The sequence below is a fragment of the Mycobacterium sp. E3339 genome (genome assembly GCF_001666915.1).
Classification (GTDB): Bacteria; Actinomycetota; Actinomycetes; order Mycobacteriales; family Mycobacteriaceae; genus Mycobacterium.
Genome location: NZ_LZIZ01000228.1, coordinates 20,358 through 40,929, shown reverse-complemented (window position 1 = coordinate 40,929; position 20,572 = coordinate 20,358). Strand labels below are relative to the sequence as shown.

At 68.6% G+C, this 20,572-nt stretch carries 16 protein-coding genes and 1 tRNA gene; 12 read left to right on the top strand and 5 right to left on the bottom strand.

Annotated features, from left to right (window positions below):
* On the top strand, positions 1-674 hold a 674-nt coding region (locus A5702_RS21950), incomplete at its 5' end, for a dihydrolipoamide acetyltransferase family protein (protein ID WP_197506656.1).
* 4 nt (positions 675-678) lie between these two features.
* Here the strand turns inward: A5702_RS21950 and A5702_RS26515 are convergent.
* The 3 genes from A5702_RS26515 to A5702_RS21935 form a co-directional block, all read right to left on the bottom strand.
* Positions 679-969 (bottom strand): hypothetical protein, encoded by a 291-nt coding sequence (locus A5702_RS26515; RefSeq protein WP_156349677.1) that lies wholly within the window; start codon positions 967-969, stop codon positions 679-681.
* A 102-nt stretch (positions 970-1,071) separates the two neighbouring features.
* Positions 1,072-1,842 (bottom strand): enoyl-CoA hydratase, encoded by a 771-nt coding sequence (locus A5702_RS21940; protein WP_068223717.1) that lies wholly within the window; start codon positions 1,840-1,842, stop codon positions 1,072-1,074.
* Positions 1,843-2,278: 436 nt separating this feature from the next.
* On the bottom strand, positions 2,279-2,713 hold the full coding sequence (locus tag A5702_RS21935; protein ID WP_055404876.1) for a hypothetical protein: 435 nt from the start codon (positions 2,711-2,713) through the stop codon (positions 2,279-2,281).
* A gap of 298 nt (positions 2,714-3,011) precedes the next feature.
* Here A5702_RS21935 and A5702_RS21930 point away from each other — a divergent pair, with 298 nt between their 5' ends.
* The 4 genes from A5702_RS21930 (at position 3,012) to A5702_RS21915 (ending at position 7,452) form a co-directional block, all read left to right on the top strand.
* Positions 3,012-3,704: a type 1 glutamine amidotransferase domain-containing protein gene (locus A5702_RS21930; protein ID WP_055404862.1), complete on the top strand. Its 693-nt coding sequence runs from the start codon at positions 3,012-3,014 to the stop codon at positions 3,702-3,704.
* A gap of 96 nt (positions 3,705-3,800) precedes the next feature.
* The gene (locus tag A5702_RS21925) at positions 3,801-5,267 is read left to right on the top strand and encodes a biotin carboxylase (RefSeq protein ID WP_068223726.1); all 1,467 of its coding nucleotides are present in this window, start codon (positions 3,801-3,803) and stop codon (positions 5,265-5,267) included.
* Complete coding sequence (locus A5702_RS21920; protein WP_068223714.1) at positions 5,264-6,451, top strand: serine hydrolase domain-containing protein; 1,188 nt, start codon at positions 5,264-5,266, stop codon at positions 6,449-6,451. Before A5702_RS21925 ends, A5702_RS21920 begins: the two co-directional genes overlap by 4 nt.
* Before the next feature lie 74 nt (positions 6,452-6,525).
* Positions 6,526-7,452 (top strand): cyclopropane mycolic acid synthase family methyltransferase, encoded by a 927-nt coding sequence (locus A5702_RS21915; protein ID WP_068223711.1) that lies wholly within the window; start codon positions 6,526-6,528, stop codon positions 7,450-7,452.
* 39 nt (positions 7,453-7,491) lie between these two features.
* On the opposite strand, the gene A5702_RS21910 is transcribed toward A5702_RS21915, so the two are convergent.
* Positions 7,492-7,565, bottom strand: a tRNA-Arg gene (locus tag A5702_RS21910).
* A gap of 187 nt (positions 7,566-7,752) precedes the next feature.
* On the opposite strand from A5702_RS21910, the gene A5702_RS21905 reads away from it, so the two are divergent.
* The 5 genes from A5702_RS21905 (at position 7,753) to A5702_RS21885 (ending at position 16,738) form a co-directional block, all read left to right on the top strand.
* Positions 7,753-9,000, top strand: coding sequence for an alpha/beta hydrolase (locus tag A5702_RS21905; protein ID WP_055400177.1), 1,248 nt, complete (start codon positions 7,753-7,755; stop codon positions 8,998-9,000).
* Positions 9,001-9,130: 130 nt separating this feature from the next.
* On the top strand, positions 9,131-10,600 hold the full coding sequence (locus A5702_RS21900; protein ID WP_055400175.1) for a wax ester/triacylglycerol synthase family O-acyltransferase: 1,470 nt from the start codon (positions 9,131-9,133) through the stop codon (positions 10,598-10,600).
* Positions 10,597-12,330 (top strand): HAD-IB family hydrolase/lysophospholipid acyltransferase family protein, encoded by a 1,734-nt coding sequence (locus tag A5702_RS21895; RefSeq protein ID WP_068223707.1) that lies wholly within the window; start codon positions 10,597-10,599, stop codon positions 12,328-12,330. The genes A5702_RS21900 and A5702_RS21895 overlap by 4 nt, the downstream gene beginning before the upstream one ends.
* On the top strand, positions 12,327-14,684 hold the full coding sequence (locus A5702_RS21890) for a glycerol-3-phosphate 1-O-acyltransferase (protein WP_068223703.1): 2,358 nt from the start codon (positions 12,327-12,329) through the stop codon (positions 14,682-14,684). The genes A5702_RS21895 and A5702_RS21890 overlap by 4 nt, the downstream gene beginning before the upstream one ends.
* Positions 14,685-14,713: 29 nt before the next feature.
* On the top strand, positions 14,714-16,738 hold the full coding sequence (locus A5702_RS21885) for a cytochrome c oxidase assembly protein (protein WP_068223700.1): 2,025 nt from the start codon (positions 14,714-14,716) through the stop codon (positions 16,736-16,738).
* 67 nt (positions 16,739-16,805) lie between these two features.
* Here A5702_RS21885 and A5702_RS21880 read toward each other — a convergent pair whose 3' ends face one another.
* The gene (locus A5702_RS21880) at positions 16,806-18,050 is read right to left on the bottom strand and encodes an HNH endonuclease signature motif containing protein (protein ID WP_068223697.1); all 1,245 of its coding nucleotides are present in this window, start codon (positions 18,048-18,050) and stop codon (positions 16,806-16,808) included.
* A gap of 207 nt (positions 18,051-18,257) precedes the next feature.
* Between A5702_RS21880 and A5702_RS21875 the strand changes: the two genes are divergently transcribed.
* Together A5702_RS21875 and ettA are read left to right on the top strand one after the other, a co-directional pair.
* Positions 18,258-18,740: a single-stranded DNA-binding protein gene (locus tag A5702_RS21875; RefSeq protein ID WP_068223695.1), complete on the top strand. Its 483-nt coding sequence runs from the start codon at positions 18,258-18,260 to the stop codon at positions 18,738-18,740.
* Between the two features lie 79 nt (positions 18,741-18,819).
* Positions 18,820-20,496, top strand: a complete 1,677-nt coding sequence (gene ettA / locus A5702_RS21870; RefSeq protein ID WP_055400163.1) for an energy-dependent translational throttle protein EttA — start codon at positions 18,820-18,822, stop codon at positions 20,494-20,496.
* Positions 20,497-20,572: the final 76 nt, after the last annotated feature.

The window sequence follows — 20,572 nt, the reverse complement described above, 5'->3', positions numbered from 1 at the left end:
CGGTCCGCGGCGTGCAGGCCCGGATGGCCGAGAAAATGACGTTGTCGCACAGGGAGATCCCGGCCGCCAAGGTCAGCGTCGCGGTTGACTGCTCCGAACTGTTGCGGCTGTCGGACCGAGCGTCGGCGGATCAGCGGATCACCCCGTTCGTGCTGACCTTGCGGCTGCTGGTGATCGCGCTGCGCCACAACGAGATTCTCAACTCGACATGGGTGGACTCACCCGATGGCCCGCACGTGCGCGTCGAGCATCTGGTCCATCTGGGGTTCGGGGTGGCCACCGATCGCGGGTTGTTGGTCCCGGTGATCGCCGACGCGCATACCAAGACCACCCGCGAATTGGCCGGCCGGACGGCCGAATTGATCGCCGGGGCGCGCGAGGGCATCCTGACGCCGGGGGAGATGCGCGGGTCCACGTTCACCGTGTCCAACTTCGGGGCTTTGGGCGCCGACGACGGCGTGCCGGTGATCAACCACCCCGAGGCGGCCATCCTGGGGATGGGCGCGATCAAGCCGCGCCCGGTGGCCGTCGGCGATCAGGTGGTGGTGCGCCCGACGATGACGCTGACTTGCGTGTTCGACCACCGCGTCGCGGACGGCGCCCAGGCGGCCCGATTCGTCACCGAGCTGAGGGACTTGATCGAGTCGCCGATGACCGCGTTGCTCGACCTCTGACGGCTCAGGGGTGCGGCGGTACGGGGCACCAGAACAGGCCGCAGTTGAAGCTGGGCGCGCGCGAAGGCGGCGGGGGCGGGTACGGCGGCGGGTTGTCGGTGTCCCAGCACTGATTCCAGTATCTGTTTTCGCCCCATGCCGGGTTCCACGGTTGATTGGGGCACCAGTAGACCCGCGGCGCGGGGGCCGGCTGGGCCTGGGCGATGCCTTCGACCAGAGCCGTTCCGGCCGTCGCGAGGCCGCTGGCCAACAGGGCCCCAGCGGCGAGTCGGGTGAGGGTCTGGGTGATCTCCACGGGCATGTCCTTCGCTAGGGCGCCACGCCTGTCGGCGTCTTCGTAGCAAAGCACACTTTTGCCGAATCGCTACCGATCCCAACTTCCGAACCTGCGTCGGCGCTACCGGCGTTGCGCCGCGGCCAGTCGCTGGGCGAATTCCGGTGACTGGATGGAGTAGGCCTGCGGCCCGAGCTCGGTGCGCATGGCCCAGACGTGCTGCTCGTTATCCACCGATCCCGGGCTGATGGTCGTGCGCATGGTGGCCTTGGTCGCCAGCACGACCTCGCGCGGGGCGTTCGCGGGCCCGGCGGCGAGCTCCAGCGCCGCCGCCACCGGATCGTCGGCGACGGACAGCGCCAACCCGTGCCGCACGGCGGCTTCGGCGTCGAAGCGCATGCCGAACAACAGGGCCGCGCGGGCCACCTGCGGCCCCACGGCTCGCTGGAGCATCCAGGTCGCACCGCCGCCGGGATGCAGCCCCAGCTTTTGGAAGCGGGCGTCGAACAACGCCGCCGGCCCGGCGATCCGCACGTCGGCCGCCAGCGCGAGATTCAGTCCGGCGCCGACGGCCGCGCCGTTCACCGCGGCGATGGTGGGCAGCCGGCAACCGCCGACGGCCATGAAGCCGTCGTAAAGCTGTTGCAGACCCGCCTCGGCTTTGTCACCGCCCGCAACGGCGAGCGCGCTCAGGTCCGCGCCCGCGCAAAACGCCTTGCCGGCTCCGGTGACCACCACGGCGTGAACGTCGGGGTCGGCCTCGGCCCGCTCGACGGCCGCGCGCAGGCGAGCCGACATCTCGGCGGTGACGGCGTTGCGCCGGTCGGGGTCGTTGACGGTGATGACCGCGACGCGGCGCTCGACGGTGAACAAGACGGGGTCGGATTCGGCCATCGGGCACCTCCGCGGCTTGGGCTGGCGGCCCCGGGCGACGCACGATTGCCGTGCCGTCGGCTGCTATTCCGGGCCACGGTAAGGGTACTGCGCGGCGTGCATACGGGCGGTCGGGGTCGCGCCGACCGGATTTCGCCCGTTTCGCAGCAGCAAGCTGCGGTGGATGGCCGGGGGGCCGGGCGGCGGGTGCGAAAGAAACGCACGGCAGCGGCCGGGCGTGAATGGCGGCCCCCGCTCTGGCCGTGCCCTTTAACGGCACTCGTATTGTGCGAGCCGCCGCGAGGATTTGCGTGGCGCACACGATACGAGCGAGGCCCCACCGCGGAAAAAATGGCCGTGCAAACGCAAATGCGTTTGCGGCACCTTCCCGCGGACGGGCGCGCGGGCCTACCGAATTGCATGGAAATAATTCAGCGACGTAATGAATTGTCGCGCTTTAAGTCGCGGTCAGTTCACTCTCGACCGGGTCGGGTCGTGCCAACCGCTTTGCCAGCTGGTCCAGCGCCGCCTGGCGCCGTCTGACCCCAAACGTCCGGTGGTCCCGCACGGGCCCCTGCAGCGCTGTGGCCGGCATCGCGTCGTGGCGCAACCGATTGTTCGCGTAGTGGATTGCCGCATCGATCATTTCGATGTACTGCTCCGCCTCGTCGAGCGCACAGGTGCCCTCTATGCACTGGATCTCATCCCAACAGGGATACGACGAGTACCTGGCATCGAGCCGTTGCTGCGATACCTGCGAACCGAAGTAGCCGCGCCAGTCCCGGCTTAGCCACCCCCGCGTCTTGACCTCAACTTTTATCCTATTTCCCAGGCCGGCTACGAATTTGGGTTCTCCAACTCGTACCACCGGTTGCCAGTCGTCCGACGTCATCATCGACCACCCCTCGAATAGAGACGCCTTTAAGTCATGATCCCCCTGCTGGCGTCATCCGCTCGTACGACACGCCAATTGTTGTTCCCCAACCCTCAAATGGGCAAACGCTAGAACGAACGGTCGGTTCGGCACTTGTTAAATGCCGGTTTCCGGCCGCTGTCTTTGGACGCGCCGCGGTGCGCGCGCCCCCATCTACGGCATATGGAGAATGCGCCGCCCCGCCGTATTGCACCGCCAGACGAGTTCGGCGACGCTGGGGTGGGTCAATCCGGTGCGGATAACGAGGGGAAGCGCGATGGCGAAGGTTCTGTTCGTGGTGAGCGGCGCGAGTTACTGGACGCTGAAGGACGGCACCAGGCATCCGACCGGCTACTGGGCCGAGGAGTTCGCGGCCCCCTACCGCGAGCTCACCAACGCCGGTCACCAGGTCGTGGTCGCCACCCCGAAAGGCGTTGTGCCGCATGTGGATGTGATGAGCCTGCGCCCGTCGATGGCCGGCAGCGAAGAGATCGCCCTGGAACTCGAGGAGATCCTGCGCTCCGCCGAGGAGTTGCGCCGACCGATCGAGCTGGCCGACGCCCGCCTCGAGGACTACGACGCCGTCTACTACCCGGGCGGGCACGGCCCGATGGAGGACCTTTGGCAGGACGCCGACTCGGGCCGGCTGCTGACCGCGGCGCTCGCGTCCGGCAAGCCGCTGGCCATCGTCTGCCACGCGCCGGTCGCGATGATGGCCACCCGGCGCAATGGAGCGTCGCCGTTCGCCGGGTACAAAGTCACCGCCTTCACCAATGACGAAGAGGACGGGGTGGGGCTGCGGGCGAAGGCCCGCTGGACCGCCGAGGACGAACTGGTGAAGATGGGCGTCGACTTCTCCCGCGGTGAGGTCTGGAAGCCCTACACGTTAAAAGATCGCAATCTCTTCACGGGTCAGAACCCGGCCTCCGCTGGACCTTTGGCGAAAGAGTTCATCAAGGAACTCCGTTAGGCCAGTGCCGCGGGCCATCCGGGGTCACACTTGTGCAATGAACGTAAGTGACTGCATTGCCGATGCGCTGGGTGCAGCGCCAGCGCGGGTGGCGTGATGGTGCCGGAGCCGCAGCGGCGCGGCCCGCTCAAAGGCCTCTCGGACATCCGCGCGTTCTTCCACACGAACAAGGTCCCGCTGTTCTTCGTCTCGCCGACGCCGTTCAACTTGCTCGGCGTCGACCGCTGGATACGAAACTTCTTCTACCTGACCTACTTTGACTCGTTCGAGGGCACCCACTCGCGCGTGTTCGTGCCCCGCCGACGTGACCGCCGCGATTTCGATTCCATGGACGACGTCTGCAGCCACCTCCTGTCCGACCCCGAGACGATCGAGTTCATCGCCGGCAAAGGTCCGGGCGGCAAGTGCTGTTTCGTGATGATGAACGCGGAAATTCAGGCCCTCGCCCGGTCGGCGGGCCTCGAGATCATGCACCCGCCGATCGAGCTCCGCGAGCGCCTGGGCTCCAAGATCGTGATGACGCGCCTGGCCGACGAGGCAGGGGTGCCCAGTGTGCCCAACACGATCGGGCGGGCCGGTACCTACGACGAACTCCTGGCGCTCGCCCACGACGCCGGCTTGGGCGACGACCTGGTCATCTCGATCGCCTACGGCAACGCCGGCAGCGGGACGTTCTTCGTGCACGGTCAGCGCGACTGGGACGAGCACGCCGGCGACCTCGTCGGGCAGGAACTCAAAGTGATGAAGCGGATCCGCAACGTGGAGGTGTGCCTCGAGGGGGCCGTGACCCGCCACGGGACCGTGGTCGGCCCCGCGATGACGAGTCTGGTCGGTTACTCCGAGCTCACTCCGAGCCGGGGCAGCTGGTGCGGCAACGACATCTGGCACGAGGTGCTGCCGCCCGCCCAGACGCACGCCGCGCGGGAAATGGTGACCAAGCTCGGCGACGTCATGCGCCGCGAGGGATACCTCGGCTACTTCGAGGTGGACCTCCTGCACGATCTCGACTCCGACGAGCTTTACCTCGGCGAGGTGAATCCGCGCCTGTCCGGCGCCAGTCCGATGACGAACCTGACCACCGAGGCCTACGCCGACATGCCGCTGTTCCTGTTCCACCTGCTCGAATACATGGACGTGGACTACGAGCTCGACATCGACGAGATCAACGAGCGCTGGGAGCGGGGCTACGGCGAGGACGAGGTCTGGGGCCAGGTGATCCTGACGGAGACGTCGCCGGATATCGAGATCTTCACCGCGACGCCGCGGACGGGGGTTTGGCGCCTCGACGACGACGGCCGGGTCTCCTTTTCGCGGACCGCCAATGACTGGGCGACGCTGCTCGACGGGTCCGAGGCCTTTTACATGCGGGTCGCCGCGCCGGGCGACTTGCGTTCCGAGGGCGCCCAGCTCGGCGTGCTCGTCACCCGCTCACACCTGCAGACCGACGACTATCAGCTGAGCGACCGCTGCCAGCGCTGGGTCAAGGGCATGAAGGCGAAGTTCACCTCGACGCCCCTGACGCCGGCCGCGCCCATCGTTTCCCGGCTTGTCGCGCGCGCGTGACTCGCCCTGCCGGGATTTCACTCGACAACTGGCTCGCGCCGCCCTACTCGCGCTGGTCGTTCCAGCACATCGAAGACATGGTGCCGACCGCGGTGATCTCGCGGGGGGCCGGCCCGGTCGCGGCGATACCCGCCGCCCCCGCCCCCCTGGCCGAGATCCCGCTGACCGACACCAACGGGTCGGCCAGCACCGTCGGCGCCGTGATGGCCGCGACCGTCACCGACGGGTGGGCCGTCGCCCATCGCGGGTCGCTGGTCGTCGAGGAATACCTCGACGGCATGGCACCCGACACCCGACACCTGCTGTTTTCGGTGAGCAAGTCGCTGGTGGCGACCGTGGTCGGTGTTCTGCACGGGGCCGGTGCCATCGACCTCGCCGCGCCAGTCACGAAATACATTCCCGCGCTTGCCGATTGCGGTTACGCCGGCGCGACCGTGCGTCACCTGCTGGACATGAGGTCGGGCATCGCCTTCTCGGAGGATTACGGCGACCCGGCCGCCGAGATTCATCTCCTCGACCAGGCGATGGGCTGGGCGCCCAAGAGCCGCCCGGACAACCCCGGCACGCTGCGGGACTTCCTGCTCACCTTGCGGCGAAAGGCTTCTCACGGCGGCCCGTTCGAATACCGTTCGTGTGAAACAGATGTGCTCGGTTGGATCTGCGAGGCCGCCAGCGGCCAGCGGATGCCCGGGCTCATGTCGGAGGTGCTGTGGAGCCGCATCGGGGCCCACCGCGACGCCACCATCGGCGTCGACCCGGACGGCACCGGGTTCTTCGACGGGGGTATCAGCGCCTGCCTTACCGACATGATCCGGTTCGGCTCCTTGTTCCTGCGCGACGGTGTTTCGTTGACCGGCCAACAGGTGGTGCCGCCCGCGTGGCTCACCGACACCTTCAACGGGGGACCCGACTCACGTGAGGCGTTCGCCGCCAGCCCCGACCACGACACCGATCTGCCCGGCGGGATGTACCGCAACCAAATGTGGTTTCCCTACCCGGGTGCCAATGTTGTTTTGTGCCTTGGCATGTGCGGTCAGATGGTCTACGTCAACCGCGCCGCGGAGGTCGTCGCCGCCAAGCTGTCCACCCAGCCGCACTCGCATGAGCCGCACATGTTGGACACCCTGCGCGCATTCGATGCGGTGGCACACGAGTTGACGGGAAGTGCAGGCGCGTTTACCTAGACTTTTTTGGGGGGAGGATCACTTTAACCACCAGAAACCCATCGGTATCCGCTCGAAAGTTAGGGGCGTTGTCAATGTCCGCTCAGGGGAACGCGGGAAGTGCGCGACTCAAGCCACCGGTCGAGAAGGTCCGGTCGCACTACGACAAATCGAACGAGTTCTTCAAGCTCTGGCTTGACCCGTCGATGACCTACAGCTGCGCTTACTTCGACGAACATCCCGACCCGCAGAATCTGACCAAGACGCTGGAAGAGGCGCAGTACGCGAAGCGCAAGCTGTCCCTGGACAAGCTCAACCTGGAGCCCGGCATGACGCTGCTCGACATCGGCTGCGGCTGGGGTTCGACGATGCGGCACGCGGTGGCCGAGTACGACGTCAACGTCGTCGGCCTGACGCTCAGCGAGAACCAGTACGCACACGACGTGGAGAAGTTCAAAGAGATCGACAGTCCCCGCCGCATGGAGGTGCGGATCCAGGGCTGGGAGGAATTTCCCGACGAACCGATCGACCGGATCGTGTCGCTGGGCGCGTTCGAGCACTTCGCCGACGGGGCGGGCGACGCCGGATACGAGCGGTACGCCGTCTTCTTCAAGAAGTTCTACGACCTGCTGCCCGACGGGGGCCGGATGCTGCTGCACTCGATCGTGGTGCCGACCACCGACGAGGTCAACGCGCTGGGCCTGAAGACGACGATGACCCTGCTGCGGTTCATCAGCTTCATCCTCAAGGAGATCTTCCCGGGCGGCAGGTTGCCGCAGGTGCACCAGATCGATCGGTATGCGACCGAGGCGGGTTTCCAGATCGAGCGCCACCACTTCATCGGCAAGAACTACGTGCCGACGCTGAACGCGTGGGCGGACGCCCTCGAGGCCCACAAGGACGAGGCGATCGCGTTGAAGGGGCAGGAGACCTACGACATCTACATGCACTACCTGCGGGGCTGCTCCGACCTGTTCCGCGATGGCTACACCAACGTCTGCCAGTTCACGATGGTCAAGTAGCCGGCCGCGCGGCGGTCACGAGCCACGACGGCTGACGGGTGCCCCCGGCACGACTCGAACGTGCGACCTAGGGATTAGAAGGCCCTTGCTCTATCCACCTGAGCTACGGAGGCAATGCGCAGGTCAGTCTATTCCAACGGCGTGTCGCGACACGACTCGCCGCGGCGGCGCGCACGAAAAGCGTTCGCGCCGAGCAGTTATCGGCTATGGTTGGGACCCTCGACACACGTACAACACCGGCCGGTAATCGGCCGTTAACCGCAACGAGGCGTGTGCAAACCGTCGAGGGGTGGCGTTGCTATGAGCGTGACCATGCACTTGACTTCACGGTGCTCGTGGGCCGGTACCCAGGCATTACGCCTGGCCGCCGATGCGATGGACGCCTACCGGGCCGGCACGCTGTTGCTGCGCGGCTCGCCGTTCGCGCTGGGCTGCCTCGTCGGCTGGATCTCCACGGAATTTCCGCCGCACGTCCTGACCGGCCACGCCCTGTCGCGGGTCTCGCACCCGTCCATCGGTCGCGTCGGCGCCAGCTGGGCGGCACAGCGGGCGGACCGGGCCCTCACCGCCGCGCTCGAGGAGTCCTTCGGCCCGGACTTCCGCGAGCAGGTGCGCCATCCGGCCGGCGTCAATCCCGTCTGCGCCCCCCGCGGCGGCGTGTTGGGCAGGCCCGGGCCGCACCGCCGGTACGCGGCGCAGACGTCGAACATCTCCTACGGCCCGAACGGGCGCGACAACCTGCTCGACATCTGGCGACGCCATGACATGGCGCCGGGGCGACGCGCGCCGGTCCTGATCCAGGTTCCCGGTGGGGCGTGGACCGTCGGCGACAAGCGCGTCCAGGCCTACACGCTGATGAGCCGCATGGCCGAACTCGGCTGGATCTGCGTGTCGATCAACTACTGCAAGAGCCCCCGGTCCACGTTCCCCGCGCACCTGATCGACGTGAAGCGGGCGATCGCCTGGGTCCGCCAGAACATCGCCGACTACGGCGGCGATCCCGACTTCATCGCGATCACCGGCGGGTCGGCGGGTGGACACCTGGCCGCCCTGGCCGCGCTCACCCCGAACGACCCCGCCTACCAGCCCGGATTCGAAAACGCCGACACGACGGTTCAGGCCGTCGCGCCCTATTACGGGGTGTACGACTTCACCGACTTCGACAACATGCACGACCTGATGCTGCCGTTCCTCGAGCAATTCGTGGTCAAGGCCCGCTACGCCGACGAGCCCGAGCGGTTCGAGGCGGCGTCGCCGGTGTCCTACGTGCACAGCGAGGCGCCGCCGTTTTTCGTGCTGCATGGCGAGAAGGACGAGCTGGTTCCCAGCGGCCAGGCCCGGGCCTTCTGCGCGGCGCTGCGTGCGGCCGGCGCCGCCACGGTCGCCCACGCCGAGCTGGACAACGCGCACCACGCGTTCGACATCCTGTCGACGGTGCGATCGCGGCTGGCCGCCGACGCGGTCGCCGATTTCCTCGGCGTCGTCTACGGCCGGCGCGTCAGCTCGCTGCTGGACTCGGTCCCGCTGCCCGCAACCTCGGCCAGCTGACCCGCCTGGCCCGACCGCTCCTTTCACCAGCGCGGCAACCCGACTAGCGTTGTGTTGGCGATTGCGCAGGCGGGTCCGAGGCAGGAGGCTTGATCTTCGGTGACAGGGTTGACGCGTCGGGCGGGAGATCATGGCTGAATCCGTCGAGGTCGTGAAGCTGTCCGACCAGCTCGGACCGGTCGACTATCTGATGCATCGGGGCGAAGCGAATCCCCGGACCCGGTCGGGGATCATGGCGCTGGAGCTGCTCGACACCACCCCGGACTGGGATAGATTCCTGACCCGATTCGAGAACGCCTCGCGACGGGTGCTGCGCCTGCGGCAGAAGGTGGTCGTGCCGACGCTGCCGACGGCGTCGCCGCGCTGGGTGGTGGACCCCGATTTCAACCTCGAATTCCATGTGCGCCGCATGCGGGTGGCCGAACCCGGCACACTGCGCGACGTTTTCAACCTCGCCGAGGTGATCCTGCAGTCGCCGATGGACATCTCCCGGCCGCTGTGGACGGCCACCCTCGTCGAGGGCCTGGCCGGCGGGAGGGCCGCGACGCTGCTGCACGTCAGCCACGCGGTCACCGACGGCGTCGGCGGGGTGCAGATGTTCGCCGAAATCTACGACCTCGAGCGTGATCCGCCTGCCAAGCCGACGCCCCCGCTGCCCATTCCGCAGGACCTGACCTCCAATGACCTGATGCGGCAAGGCATTAACCACTTGCCCTCCGCCGTGGTCGGCGGCGTCCTGACCGCGCTGTCCGGGGCGGTGTCGGCGGCGGGCCGGGTGGTTCTGGAACCGGGGCCCACCGTGTCCGGGATCGTTGGTTACGCGATGTCCGGGATGCGGGTGCTCAACCGGGCGGCCGAGCCGTCGCCGCTGCTGCGGCGGCGCAGCCTGGCCACCCGCACCGAGGCGATCGACATCCCGCTCTCCGATCTGCACAAGGCCGCCAAGGCCGGTGGGGGATCGATCAACGACGCCTACCTCGCCGGCCTGTGCGGCGCCCTGCGGCGCTACCACGAGGCGCTCGGCGTGCCGATCAGCACGCTGCCGATGGCGGTGCCGGTCAACCTGCGGGCCGACGCCGACACGGCCGGCGGCAACCGGTTCACCGGCGTCAACCTGGCCGCCCCGGTGGGCACGGTCGACCCGGTGTCGCGGATGAAGAAGATCCGCGCGCAGATGACGCAGCGCCGCGACGAGCCCGCGATGAACATCGTCGGTTCGGTCGCGCCGCTTCTCAGCGTCCTGCCGACCGCGGTGCTCGAGGGGATCACCGGCTCGGTGATCGGTTCCGACGTGCAGGCCAGCAATGTCCCGGTCTACCCCGGGGACACCTACATCGCCGGGGCAAAGGTGTTGCGGCAGTACGGGATCGGGCCGCTGCCCGGGGTGGCGATGATGGTGGTGCTGATCTCGCGGGGCGGGTGGTGCACCATCACCGTGCGCTACGACCGGGCGTCGGTGCGCAACGAGCCATTGTTCGCCCAATGCCTGCTGGAGGGTTTCGACGAAATCCTCGCGCTGGCCGGCGAGGGGGCGCCGCAGGCGGTGCCCGCCTCGTTCAACGAACCGGCGACCTCGGCGCGGACGGCGAAGAGCTCATGAGCGCCCCGAAGGATCGGCGAGACGGCGGGCCCTCCGGCGACATGCGCCTGCCGGGTTCGGTCGCCGAGATCATGGCCAGCCCGCCGGGCCCCAAGATCGGGGCGTTCTTCGACCTGGACGGGACGCTGGTGGCCGGCTTCACGGCGGTGATCCTCACCCAGGAGCGGTTGTTGCGCCGCGACATGGGCGTTGGCGAGTTGCTCGGCATGGTTCAGGCCGGCCTGAGCCACACGCTCGGGCGCATCGAGTTCGAGGACCTCATCGGCAAGGCCGCCGCCGCGTTGGCCGGCCGCCTGTTGGACGACCTGGAGGAGATCGGCGAGCGGCTGTTCGTGCAGCGGATCGAGTCGCGGATCTACCCGGAGATGCGGGAGCTGGTGCGGGCCCACGTCGCTCGCGGGCACACCGTGGTGCTCAGCTCGTCGGCGCTGACCATCCAGGTCAATCCGGTGGCGCGTTTCCTGGGCATCTCGAACATGCTCACCAACAAGTTCGAGACCACCGAGGACGGGATACTCACCGGCGGCGTGCAGAAGCCGATCCTGTGGGGGCCCGGCAAAGCCGCTGCGGTACAACGGTTTGCGGCCGAGAACGGCATCGACCTCAAGGACAGCTACTTCTACGCGGACGGGGACGAGGACGTCGCCCTGATGTACCTGGTCGGCAATCCCCGCCCGACCAATCCCGAGGGCAAGATGGCCGCGGTGGCCAAGCGCCGCGGCTGGCCCATCCTGCGCTTCAACAGCCGCGGGCCGGTGGGCCTGCGGCGCCAGCTGCGCACCCTTGCCGGCTTCGGCTCGATGTTCCCGGTCGCCGCGGGCGCCGTCGGCATCGGCGTGCTGACCCGCAACCGGCGGCGCGGGGTCAACTTCTTCACCTCGACCTTCTCCCAGCTGTCGTTGGCGATCGCCGGCGTGCAGCTCAACGTCATGGGCCAGGAGAACCTGACCGCGCAGCGACCGGCGGTGTTCATCTTCAACCACCGCAACCAGGTCGACCCGGTCATCGCCGGTGCGCTGGTGCGCGACAACTGGATTGGCGTGGGCAAGAAGGAACTCCAGAAGGACCCCATCATGGGCACGCTGGGCAAGCTGCTCGACGGCGTGTTCATCGACCGCGACGACCCCGCGGCCGCGGTGGAGACGATGCACGAGGTCGAGGACCGGGCCCGCAAGGGGCTGTCCATCGTCATCGCCCCGGAAGGCACCCGGGTGGACACCACGGAAGTCGGGCCGTTCAAGAAGGGCCCGTTCCGCCTCGCGATGGCGGCCGGAATCCCGATCGTGCCGATCGTGATTCGCAACGCCGAGCTCGTCGCCGCCCGCAACTCCACCGTCATCAACCCCGGCACGGTCGATGTCGCGGTGTTCCCGCCGATCTCGGTGCAGGACTGGACGGTCGAGAACCTGGCGGAGCGCATCGCCGAGGTCCGCCAGCTGTATCTGGACACGCTGGCCAACTGGCCGGTCGACGAGCTGCCCCAGGTTGACCTCTACGCGGAGAAGAAGGCGGCGGCCAAGGCCAAGGCCCCCGCGAAGAAGCCCGCGGCCGCGAAGGCTCCGGCGAAGAAGGCACCGGCGAAGAAGGCGACGGCGAAGAAGGCCGCGCCGAAAGCCAAGCCCGCCAAGGCGAATCCGCACGAGTCGCAGGCCGCCCTCAAAGACGGTGAGGCGCAACGGCCCGCCGACGCGGCGCTGCGCGCCGAACCGCCGACCGAAGGGCGGCCGTGACCGAACTGGCCGCGGACACCACCGCGGTCCTCACCGGCCAAGACTCGCTGGTGTTGGCGTCCATGAGCTCTCCGGTCGAGAGAGAACTGGTGACGGCCTGGATGGCGCAACAACGCGCCGACAAGCCGGCGGCCAGGTTCGACGTCTTGGAACTGCCACCGCCCAACGCGGCGCCCGAGGCGCTGAGCCCGCTGATCGGGCAGCTCCAGGCCGGTGACGACGCGGCAGGCGACCGCTGGATCGTGCCGGTGCGGGTGTTCTGGCTGCCGCCACCGGACCGCGGCCGGATCGCCAAGCTCGCCGGCCTGCTGCCGGGGCGGGACCCCTACGCCCCCAACGAACGTCAGCAACTGAAGATCATGCGCACCGCTCCGCAGCGGGCGCGGGTGGTGGCCGGGGAACCGGCGAAGGTCTCCGAACTCCGCCAGCAGTGGCGCGACATCACCGTCGGCGAGAACGAGAGCGACTTCGCGCGATTCGTCATCCGTCGCGCGCTGTTGGCGTTGGAGCGTGTCGAGTACCGAATCCTGGGGCCGCAGTACAAGTCGCCGCGCCTGGTGAAGCCGGAGATCTTGGAGTCCAGCCGGTTTCGTGCCGGGCTGAAGAAAATCCCCGGCGCGACCGTCGAACAAGCCGGCGAGATGCTCGATGAGCTCTCCACCGGTTGGAGCCGGGTGTCGGTCGACCTGGTCGGCGTCCTGGGGAGGGCGCTCAGCCGCGGATTCGACCCCGAGATCGACTACGACGGCTACCAGGTCGCGGCGATGCGCGCCGCCCTGGAAACCCACCCCGCGGTGCTGCTGTTCTCGCACCGCTCCTACATCGACGGTGCGGTGGTGCCGGTGGCGATGCAGGAGAACCGGCTCCCGCCCGTGCACGTGTTCGCCGGCATCAACTTGGCGTTCGGCGCGATGGGGCCGCTGCTGCGCCGGTCGGGCGTCATCTTCATTCGGCGCAACATCGGCGAAAACCCGCTCTACAAGTACGTTTTGCGCGAGTACGTGGGTTACATAGTGGAGAAGCGGTTCAACCTGAGCTGGTCCATCGAGGGCACGCGTTCGCGCACCGGCAAGATGCTGCCCCCCAAACTCGGGTTGCTGGCCTACGTGGCCGACGCCTATCTCGACGGCCGCAGCGAAGACATCCTGTTGCAGCCGGTGTCCATCAGCTTCGACCAGCTGCACGAGACCGCCGAATACGCCGCCTACGCCCGCGGCGGGGAGAAGACGCCCGAAGGGGTCGGCTGGCTGTACAACTTCATCAGGGCGCAGGGCGAACGCAACTACGGCAAGATCTACGTCCGCTTCCCCGAAGCAGTTTCGATGCGCCAGTACCTGGGCCCGACGCACGGCCCGATGGCGCACGACCAGGACGCCAAACGGCTTGCGCTGCAGAAGATGTCGTTCGAGGTCGCCTGGCGGATACTGCAGGCGACCCCGGTGACGGCGACGGGCCTGGTGTGCGCGCTACTGCTGACCACCCGCGGCGCGGCGTTGACGCTGGGTCAGCTGCACCACACCCTGCAGGACTCGCTGGATTACCTTGAACGCAAACACAACCCGATGTCGACGAGCGCGTTGCGGCTGCGCTCGCGTGAGGGCGTGCGGGCGGCGGTCGACGCATTGTCCAACGGGCACCCCATCACCCGGGTCGACGGTGGCCGGGAACCGGTGTGGCGCATCGCCCCCGACGAGCAGCACGCGGCCGCGTTCTACCGCAACTCGCTGATCCATGCCTTCCTGGAAACCTCGATCGTCGAACTCGCCCTGGCCCACGCCCGGCACGTCGAGGGCGACCGCATGCAGGCGTTCTGGGATCAGGCTATGCGCCTGCGCGACCTGCTCAAGTTCGACTTCTACTTCGCGGATTCGGCGGCGTTTCGCGACAACATCGCCGAAGAGATGGCCTGGCATGACAACTGGGAGGCCCACGTCAGCGCCGGCGGCGAGGAGATCGACGAGCTGCTGTTCGCCAAGCGTCCGTTGATGGCGGACGCGATGTTGCGGGTGTTCTTCGAGGCCTACGAGATCGTTGCCGACGTGCTGCGCGACGCGCCGGCCGACGTCGCGCAGAAGGAATTGACCGAGTCGGCGCTCGGCGTCGGCCGGCAATACGTGGCGCAAACCCGGGTCCGCAGCAGCGAATCGGTGTCGACGTTGTTGTTCGCCACCGCGTATCAGGTCGTCGTCGATCAGGACCTGATCGCGCCCGCCGCCGACCTCGCCGAACGGCGGACCGCGTTTCGGGCGGAGCTGCGGGACATCCTGCGGGACTCCGATTACGTCGGGCGGATCTCGCGCGACCAGTTCGTCGCCCGCGAGGCCAGAGCGCGCCAGGAGCGCCTGGCTCGGTAGCCGCGGGTTCGCGCCCATACCCTGGCTGCATGACGGTCGATCGGTCGCTGAGCACCCCGCGCGCGCCGGCGTGGCCGCTGCTGATCGGCGTGGCGGTGTTGGCGGGCTGCACGGCGGCCGGGATCGGCGCGCTGTCGCTGGCCGACTCGCTGAGCGCCACGGGGTTGCCGAACCCGGGCCCGGCAACCACGCTGGGGCTGCCGTTCGTCCGGGCGGCGGGGGAGCTCGCCGCGGTGCTGGCCGTCGGTGCGTTCCTGTTCGCGGCGTTTCTGGTGCCCCCGCAGCGCAGCGGCGTCCTGGACGCCGACGGGTACCGGGCGCTTCGCCTGGGAACGGTCGCGTCCGGGGTCTGGGCGGTGTGTGCGGCGCTGCTGGTGCCGCTGACCGTTTCGGACGTGTCGGGCCGACCGTTGGGCGCGCTGTTGAACCCGGTGCGCATCTGGTCGGTGGCGGGCCTGGTCACCACCGCGTCGGCCTGGCGGTGGACCGCGGCGCTGGCCGCGCTGGTGATGCTGGCCAGTCTGCCGGTGCTGCGCTGGTCGTGGACGCCGCTGCTGTTCGCCGGCTCGTTGCTGACGCTCATCCCGCTGGGGCTGACCGGCCACTCGTCGGCCGGCGGGTCGCACGACCTGGCCACCAACAGCCTGCTGATCCACCTGGTGGCCGCCGGCCTGTGGGCCGGCGGCCTGCTGGCGTTGGCGGCCTACGGCTTGCGGGGCGGTGGGCACCTCGCCCTGGCGGCGCGGCGGTTCTCCGCGGTCGCGCTGTGGTGCTGGGTCGCGATGGCGCTGAGCGGCGTGATGAATGCCGTGGTGCGCGTGCCGCTCGGTGACCTGTTGACCACCGATTACGGGCGCCTGGTGGTCGCGAAGTTCCTCGCGCTGTGCGTGCTGGGCGTGCTGGGCTGGCGTCAGCGGCGCTCCTCGGTCGGCCGGTTGCGGGCCGAGCCGGATGGCGCGCGCCGCGTCCTGCTTCGGCTGGCGCTCACCGAGGCCGCCGTCTTCGGCCTCACCTTCGGCGTCGCCGTCGGGCTGGGCCGCACCCCGCCGCCGCCACCGCCGGCCCGGCTGCCCTCGATACCCGAAGCCGAGATCGGCTACGACTTCAACGGCCCGCCCACGCCGGCGCGCATCCTGTTCGACTGGCGCTTCGATCTGATCTTCGGCACCGCCGCGATCGTGCTCGCCGGCCTCTACGTGGCCGCCGTGCTGCGCCTGCGCCGCCGCGGCGACGCGTGGCCGCCCGGCCGGACCACGGCCTGGCTGCTCGGCTGCCTGGCCCTGCTGTTCGTCACCTCCTCGGGCATCGGTCGCTACATGCCGGCGATGTTCAGCGTCCACATGGTCGCCCACATGGGCCTGTCGATGCTGGTCCCGATCCTGCTGGTGCTCGGCGCGCCGGTGAGCCTGGCCCTGCGGGCGTTGCCCGCCGCCGGCCGTGACGACCCGCCCGGCATGCGGGAATGGCTGCTGGCCGCGCTGCACAGCCGGCTGTCGCGGTTCCTCACCAACCCCGTCGTCGCGACCGTGCTCTTCGTCGCCGGGTTCTACGGGCTGTACCTGTCGACCCTGTTCGACACCGCCGTCGGCAGCCACGCGGGGCACCTGGCGATGAACGTGCACTTTTTGCTCAGCGGCTACCTGTTCTATTGGATCGTCATCGGCGTCGACCCCACCCCGCGGCCGATCCCGCCGCTGGCCAAGGTGGGCGTGGTGTTCGCGTCGTTGCCGCTGCACGCGTTCTTCGGGGTGGTGCTGATGGGCACCCGCAGGGTGCTCGGCGCCGACTACTACCGGTCACTCGGTTTGAGCTGGCACACCGACCTGCTGGGCGATCAGCGGCTGGGCGGCGGCATCGCCTGGGCGGCCGGGGAACTGCCCCTGGTGATCGTGATGCTGGCGCTGCTGGTGCAGTGGGCGCGCAGCGACGACCGCACCGCCCGGCGGCTGGACCGCGCCGCCGAGCGCGACGATGACGCCGAGCTGGTCGCCTACAACGCGATGCTGGCCGAGTTGGCGCGGCGCGACGCGCCGGGACATGCAAAGCCCCAGTGACAAGGTGCTGCGGTGCGGGCCTCGAGCGGCTCTCGGTCCGTGCGCGGTTCTCGGCTTCGGCGACGGACTAGTTGTTGGACGGTGGTGGTTTGTGCTGGTAGGGGTCATACCACCACCTATCGGCGCGTTCGCCGATCGGTCCCGGGCACGGTGGAACGGCGGGCGGCGGTCCGGTGGGTTGGCGCGCCAGCGATCCCGGACTCAGTGCGCGCCCGGCGGCGTCGGTGACGGTCAGATCGTGTGCGGGTCCGACAATGGTGATGCCCCCGGAGTGGTGCAGCCGGTGATGATAGGGACAGACCAGCACGAGGTTGGTCAGCTCGGTGGGGCCGCCGTCTTCCCAGTGCCAGATGTGGTGAGCGTGCAGACCCCGGGTCGCGCCGCAGCCGGGCACAGCGCACGTGCGGTCGCGGTGCTCCAGCGCGCGGCGTAGCCGTCGGCTTATCTGGCGCGTGGTTCGGCCCGCGCCGATGAGCTGGCCGTCTCGGTGGAACCACACCTCACAGGTGGCATCACAGGTCAGGTAGCGGCGTTCGGCGTCGGACAGCAGCGGACCCAGATGCAGTGCCGCGGCGCGCTTCTCTGTGTCGACGTGCACCACCACGGTGGTGTGTTGCCCATGCGGCCGCCGGGCCGCCTCGGCATCCCAGCCGGCCTCTACCAGCCGCACAAACGCCTCGGCGGTGCCCGGCAGCGGCGGCGCGCTTTCGGACGCTCCGTCGGTGCGGTCTTGTTTCCATTCGGCGATCAGCGCGTCCCGGTGTGACGCCAACGCGGTGTCGAACTTCGCGGCGTCCGGAGGCGGGAGGGTGATCCGGTAGCAGCTGCCCCGCTCGGTGGACGTCTTCGTGAACGAGCGCTCTGGCTCGGGCCGGGGACCGGGGTCAGGGCGCGGTTCGAGGCTGATCGCGGTTCGCAGTTGGTGCACCGTGGCCACTCGCGCCAGCTCCGCATAGTGCGCGTCGGAGCCCTCGCCGGCGCGTGCGGCGATGACGCCGACCTGATCCAGCGACAGCCGCCCCTCGCGCAGCCCCTGCGTGCAGCGGGGGAACTCCTCGGCCCGGTGCGCGACGGTGGCGATGGTGTGCGCGGCGGCCGGGGACAGCCCCAGCTTCCAGGCCACCAACGCCGCAACGGAGCGCGCGCCGGTCATGCCGCACAGCTCGTCACGATCGATCTCGGCGACCAGGTCCACGATGCGCCCATCGATCGCGTTGCGCTGACCGGCCAACTCCGCCAACTCCTCGAACACCTCGTCCAAACGCTCGGTGGGACTCACTGCCACAGCGCCGGCAGATGCGGTCGAAGACATGGGCCCACGATCGCAACGGGGTACGACAAGTTCCGGCTGCTGCGGGTGGTCCGCGGACGTGCGATCGGACTGATCCACAGTCCCGCCTTTGTCCACAGGGCCGCCCGTCGAGCGCCGGTTTAGGCCCCGTTCATGCGCGGTCCGTCGGTTGCGGCGAGGTCAATGGTCACCACACCAGAGAAATAGCAACCGAGAAGGGATCAGCCAATGTTTGAAACACCGCTTACGGTCGTCGGACACATCGTCACCAACCCCGAACGCCGACAGGTGGGCACGCAGGAGGTGATCAAGTTCCGCGTCGCCAGCAATTCCCGCCGGCGCACGGCCGACGGCGGCTGGGAGCCGGGTAACTCCCTGTTCATCAACGTCAACTGCTGGGGCAAGTTGGTCACCGGCGTCGGCGCCGCCTTGGGCAAGGGGGCGCCGGTGATCGTGGTGGGCCACGTGTACACCAGCGAGTACGAGGACCGCGACGGCAACCGCCGCTCGTCTTTGGAGATGCGGGCCACTTCCGTCGGGCCGGATGTGTCCCGCGCGATCGTGCGCATCGAGCGGCCGGGCTACACGGGTCCGGCCCCCGCCGACCCCGCCACACCGGCCGCGGAGGCCGCCGGCCCCGCCGGTGCGGACGCCGACGGCGAGGGCGGCGCCGCGTCCGCCGACACCGGACCGTTGCCGATGTCGGCTTAGCTGCGGAATCCGGCCCCCCGGGCGATGCCTAGGATGGTCGCGAGAACTCTCTCAAAGACCAGAAAGGCATGACCGCGGCATGGCTGAGTTCATCTACACGATGAAAAAGGTCCGCAAGGCGCACGGCGACAAGGTGATCCTGGACGACGTCACGTTGAGCTTCTACCCGGGCGCCAAGATCGGTGTCGTCGGCCCCAACGGCGCCGGCAAGTCGAGCGTCTTGCGGATCATGGCCGGGCTGGACAAGCCGAACAACGGCGAAGCCTTCCTCGCCACGGACGCCAGCGTCGGCATCCTGCAGCAGGAGCCGCCGCTGAACGAAGAGAAGACGGTGCGGGGCAACGTCGAGGAGGGGCTCGGCGACATCAAGGTCAAGCTGGACCGCTTCAACGAGGTCGCCGAGTTGATGGCCACCGACTACTCCGACGAGTTGATGGAGGAAATGGGGCGGCTGCAGGAGGAGCTCGACCACGCCGACGCGTGGGACCTCGACTCGCAGCTCGAACAGGCCATGGACGCCCTGCGCTGCCCCCCGCCGGACGAGCCGGTGACGAACCTGTCCGGCGGCGAGCGGCGCCGGGTGGCGCTGTGCAAGCTGCTGCTGGCCAAGCCCGACCTGTTGTTGCTCGACGAGCCGACCAACCACCTGGACGCCGAAAGCGTGCAGTGGCTCGAACAACACCTGGCCGCGTATCCGGGCGCGGTGTTGGCGGTGACCCACGACCGGTACTTCCTGGACAACGTCGCCCAGTGGATCCTCGAGCTCGACCGCGGCCGCGCCTACCCCTACGAGGGCAACTACTCGACCTACCTGGAAAAGAAGGCCGAGCGGCTGTCGGTGCAGGGCCGCAAGGACGCCAAGCTGCAGAAGCGGCTGACCGAGGAGCTGGCCTGGGTGCGGCAGGGGGCCAAGGCGCGCCAGGCGAAGAACAAGGCCCGCCTGCAGCGCTACGAGGAGATGGCCGCCGAGGCGGAGAAGACGCGCAAGCTCGACTTCGAGGAGATCCAGATCCCGGTCGGGCCGCGGCTGGGCAACGTGGTGGTCGAGGTCTCGCATCTCGACAAGGGCTACGACGGGCGCACCCTGATCAAGGACCTGTCCTTCACCCTGCCCCGCAACGGCATCGTGGGCGTCATCGGCCCCAACGGCGTCGGCAAAACCACCCTGTTCAAGACCATCGTCGGGCTCGAGCAGCCGGACAGCGGGACCGTCAAGGTCGGCGAGACCGTCAAGCTCAGCTACGTGGACCAGTCCCGCGCCGGCATCGACCCCAAGAAGACCGTGTGGGAGGTCGTCTCGGACGGCCTCGACTACATCGAGGTCGGCCAGAACGAGATCCCGTCACGCGCCTACGTCTCGGCCTTCGGGTTCAAGGGGCCCGACCAGCAGAAGCCGGCCGGCGTGCTGTCCGGCGGCGAGCGCAACCGGCTGAACCTGGCGCTCACGCTGAAAGAGGGCGGGAACCTGATCCTGCTCGACGAGCCGACCAACGACCTGGACGTCGAGACGCTGGGTTCGCTGGAGAATGCCTTGGAGAAATTCCCCGGCTGCGCGGTGGTGATCTCCCACGATCGCTGGTTCCTGGACCGCACCTGCACCCACATCCTGGCCTGGGAGGGCGACGAGGACAACGAGGCCAAGTGGTTCTGGTTCGAGGGCAACTTCGGCGCATACGAGGAGAACAAGGTCGAACGGCTCGGCGTCGACGCGGCGCGACCGCACAGAGTGACCCACCGGAAGCTCACGCGCGACTAGTGTCAGCTGCGCTGCCCCTCGACGGCGATGCGGCGGCACGGCGGCACAGGAGCGGGCGGTTGAGCACAGTGGCAAT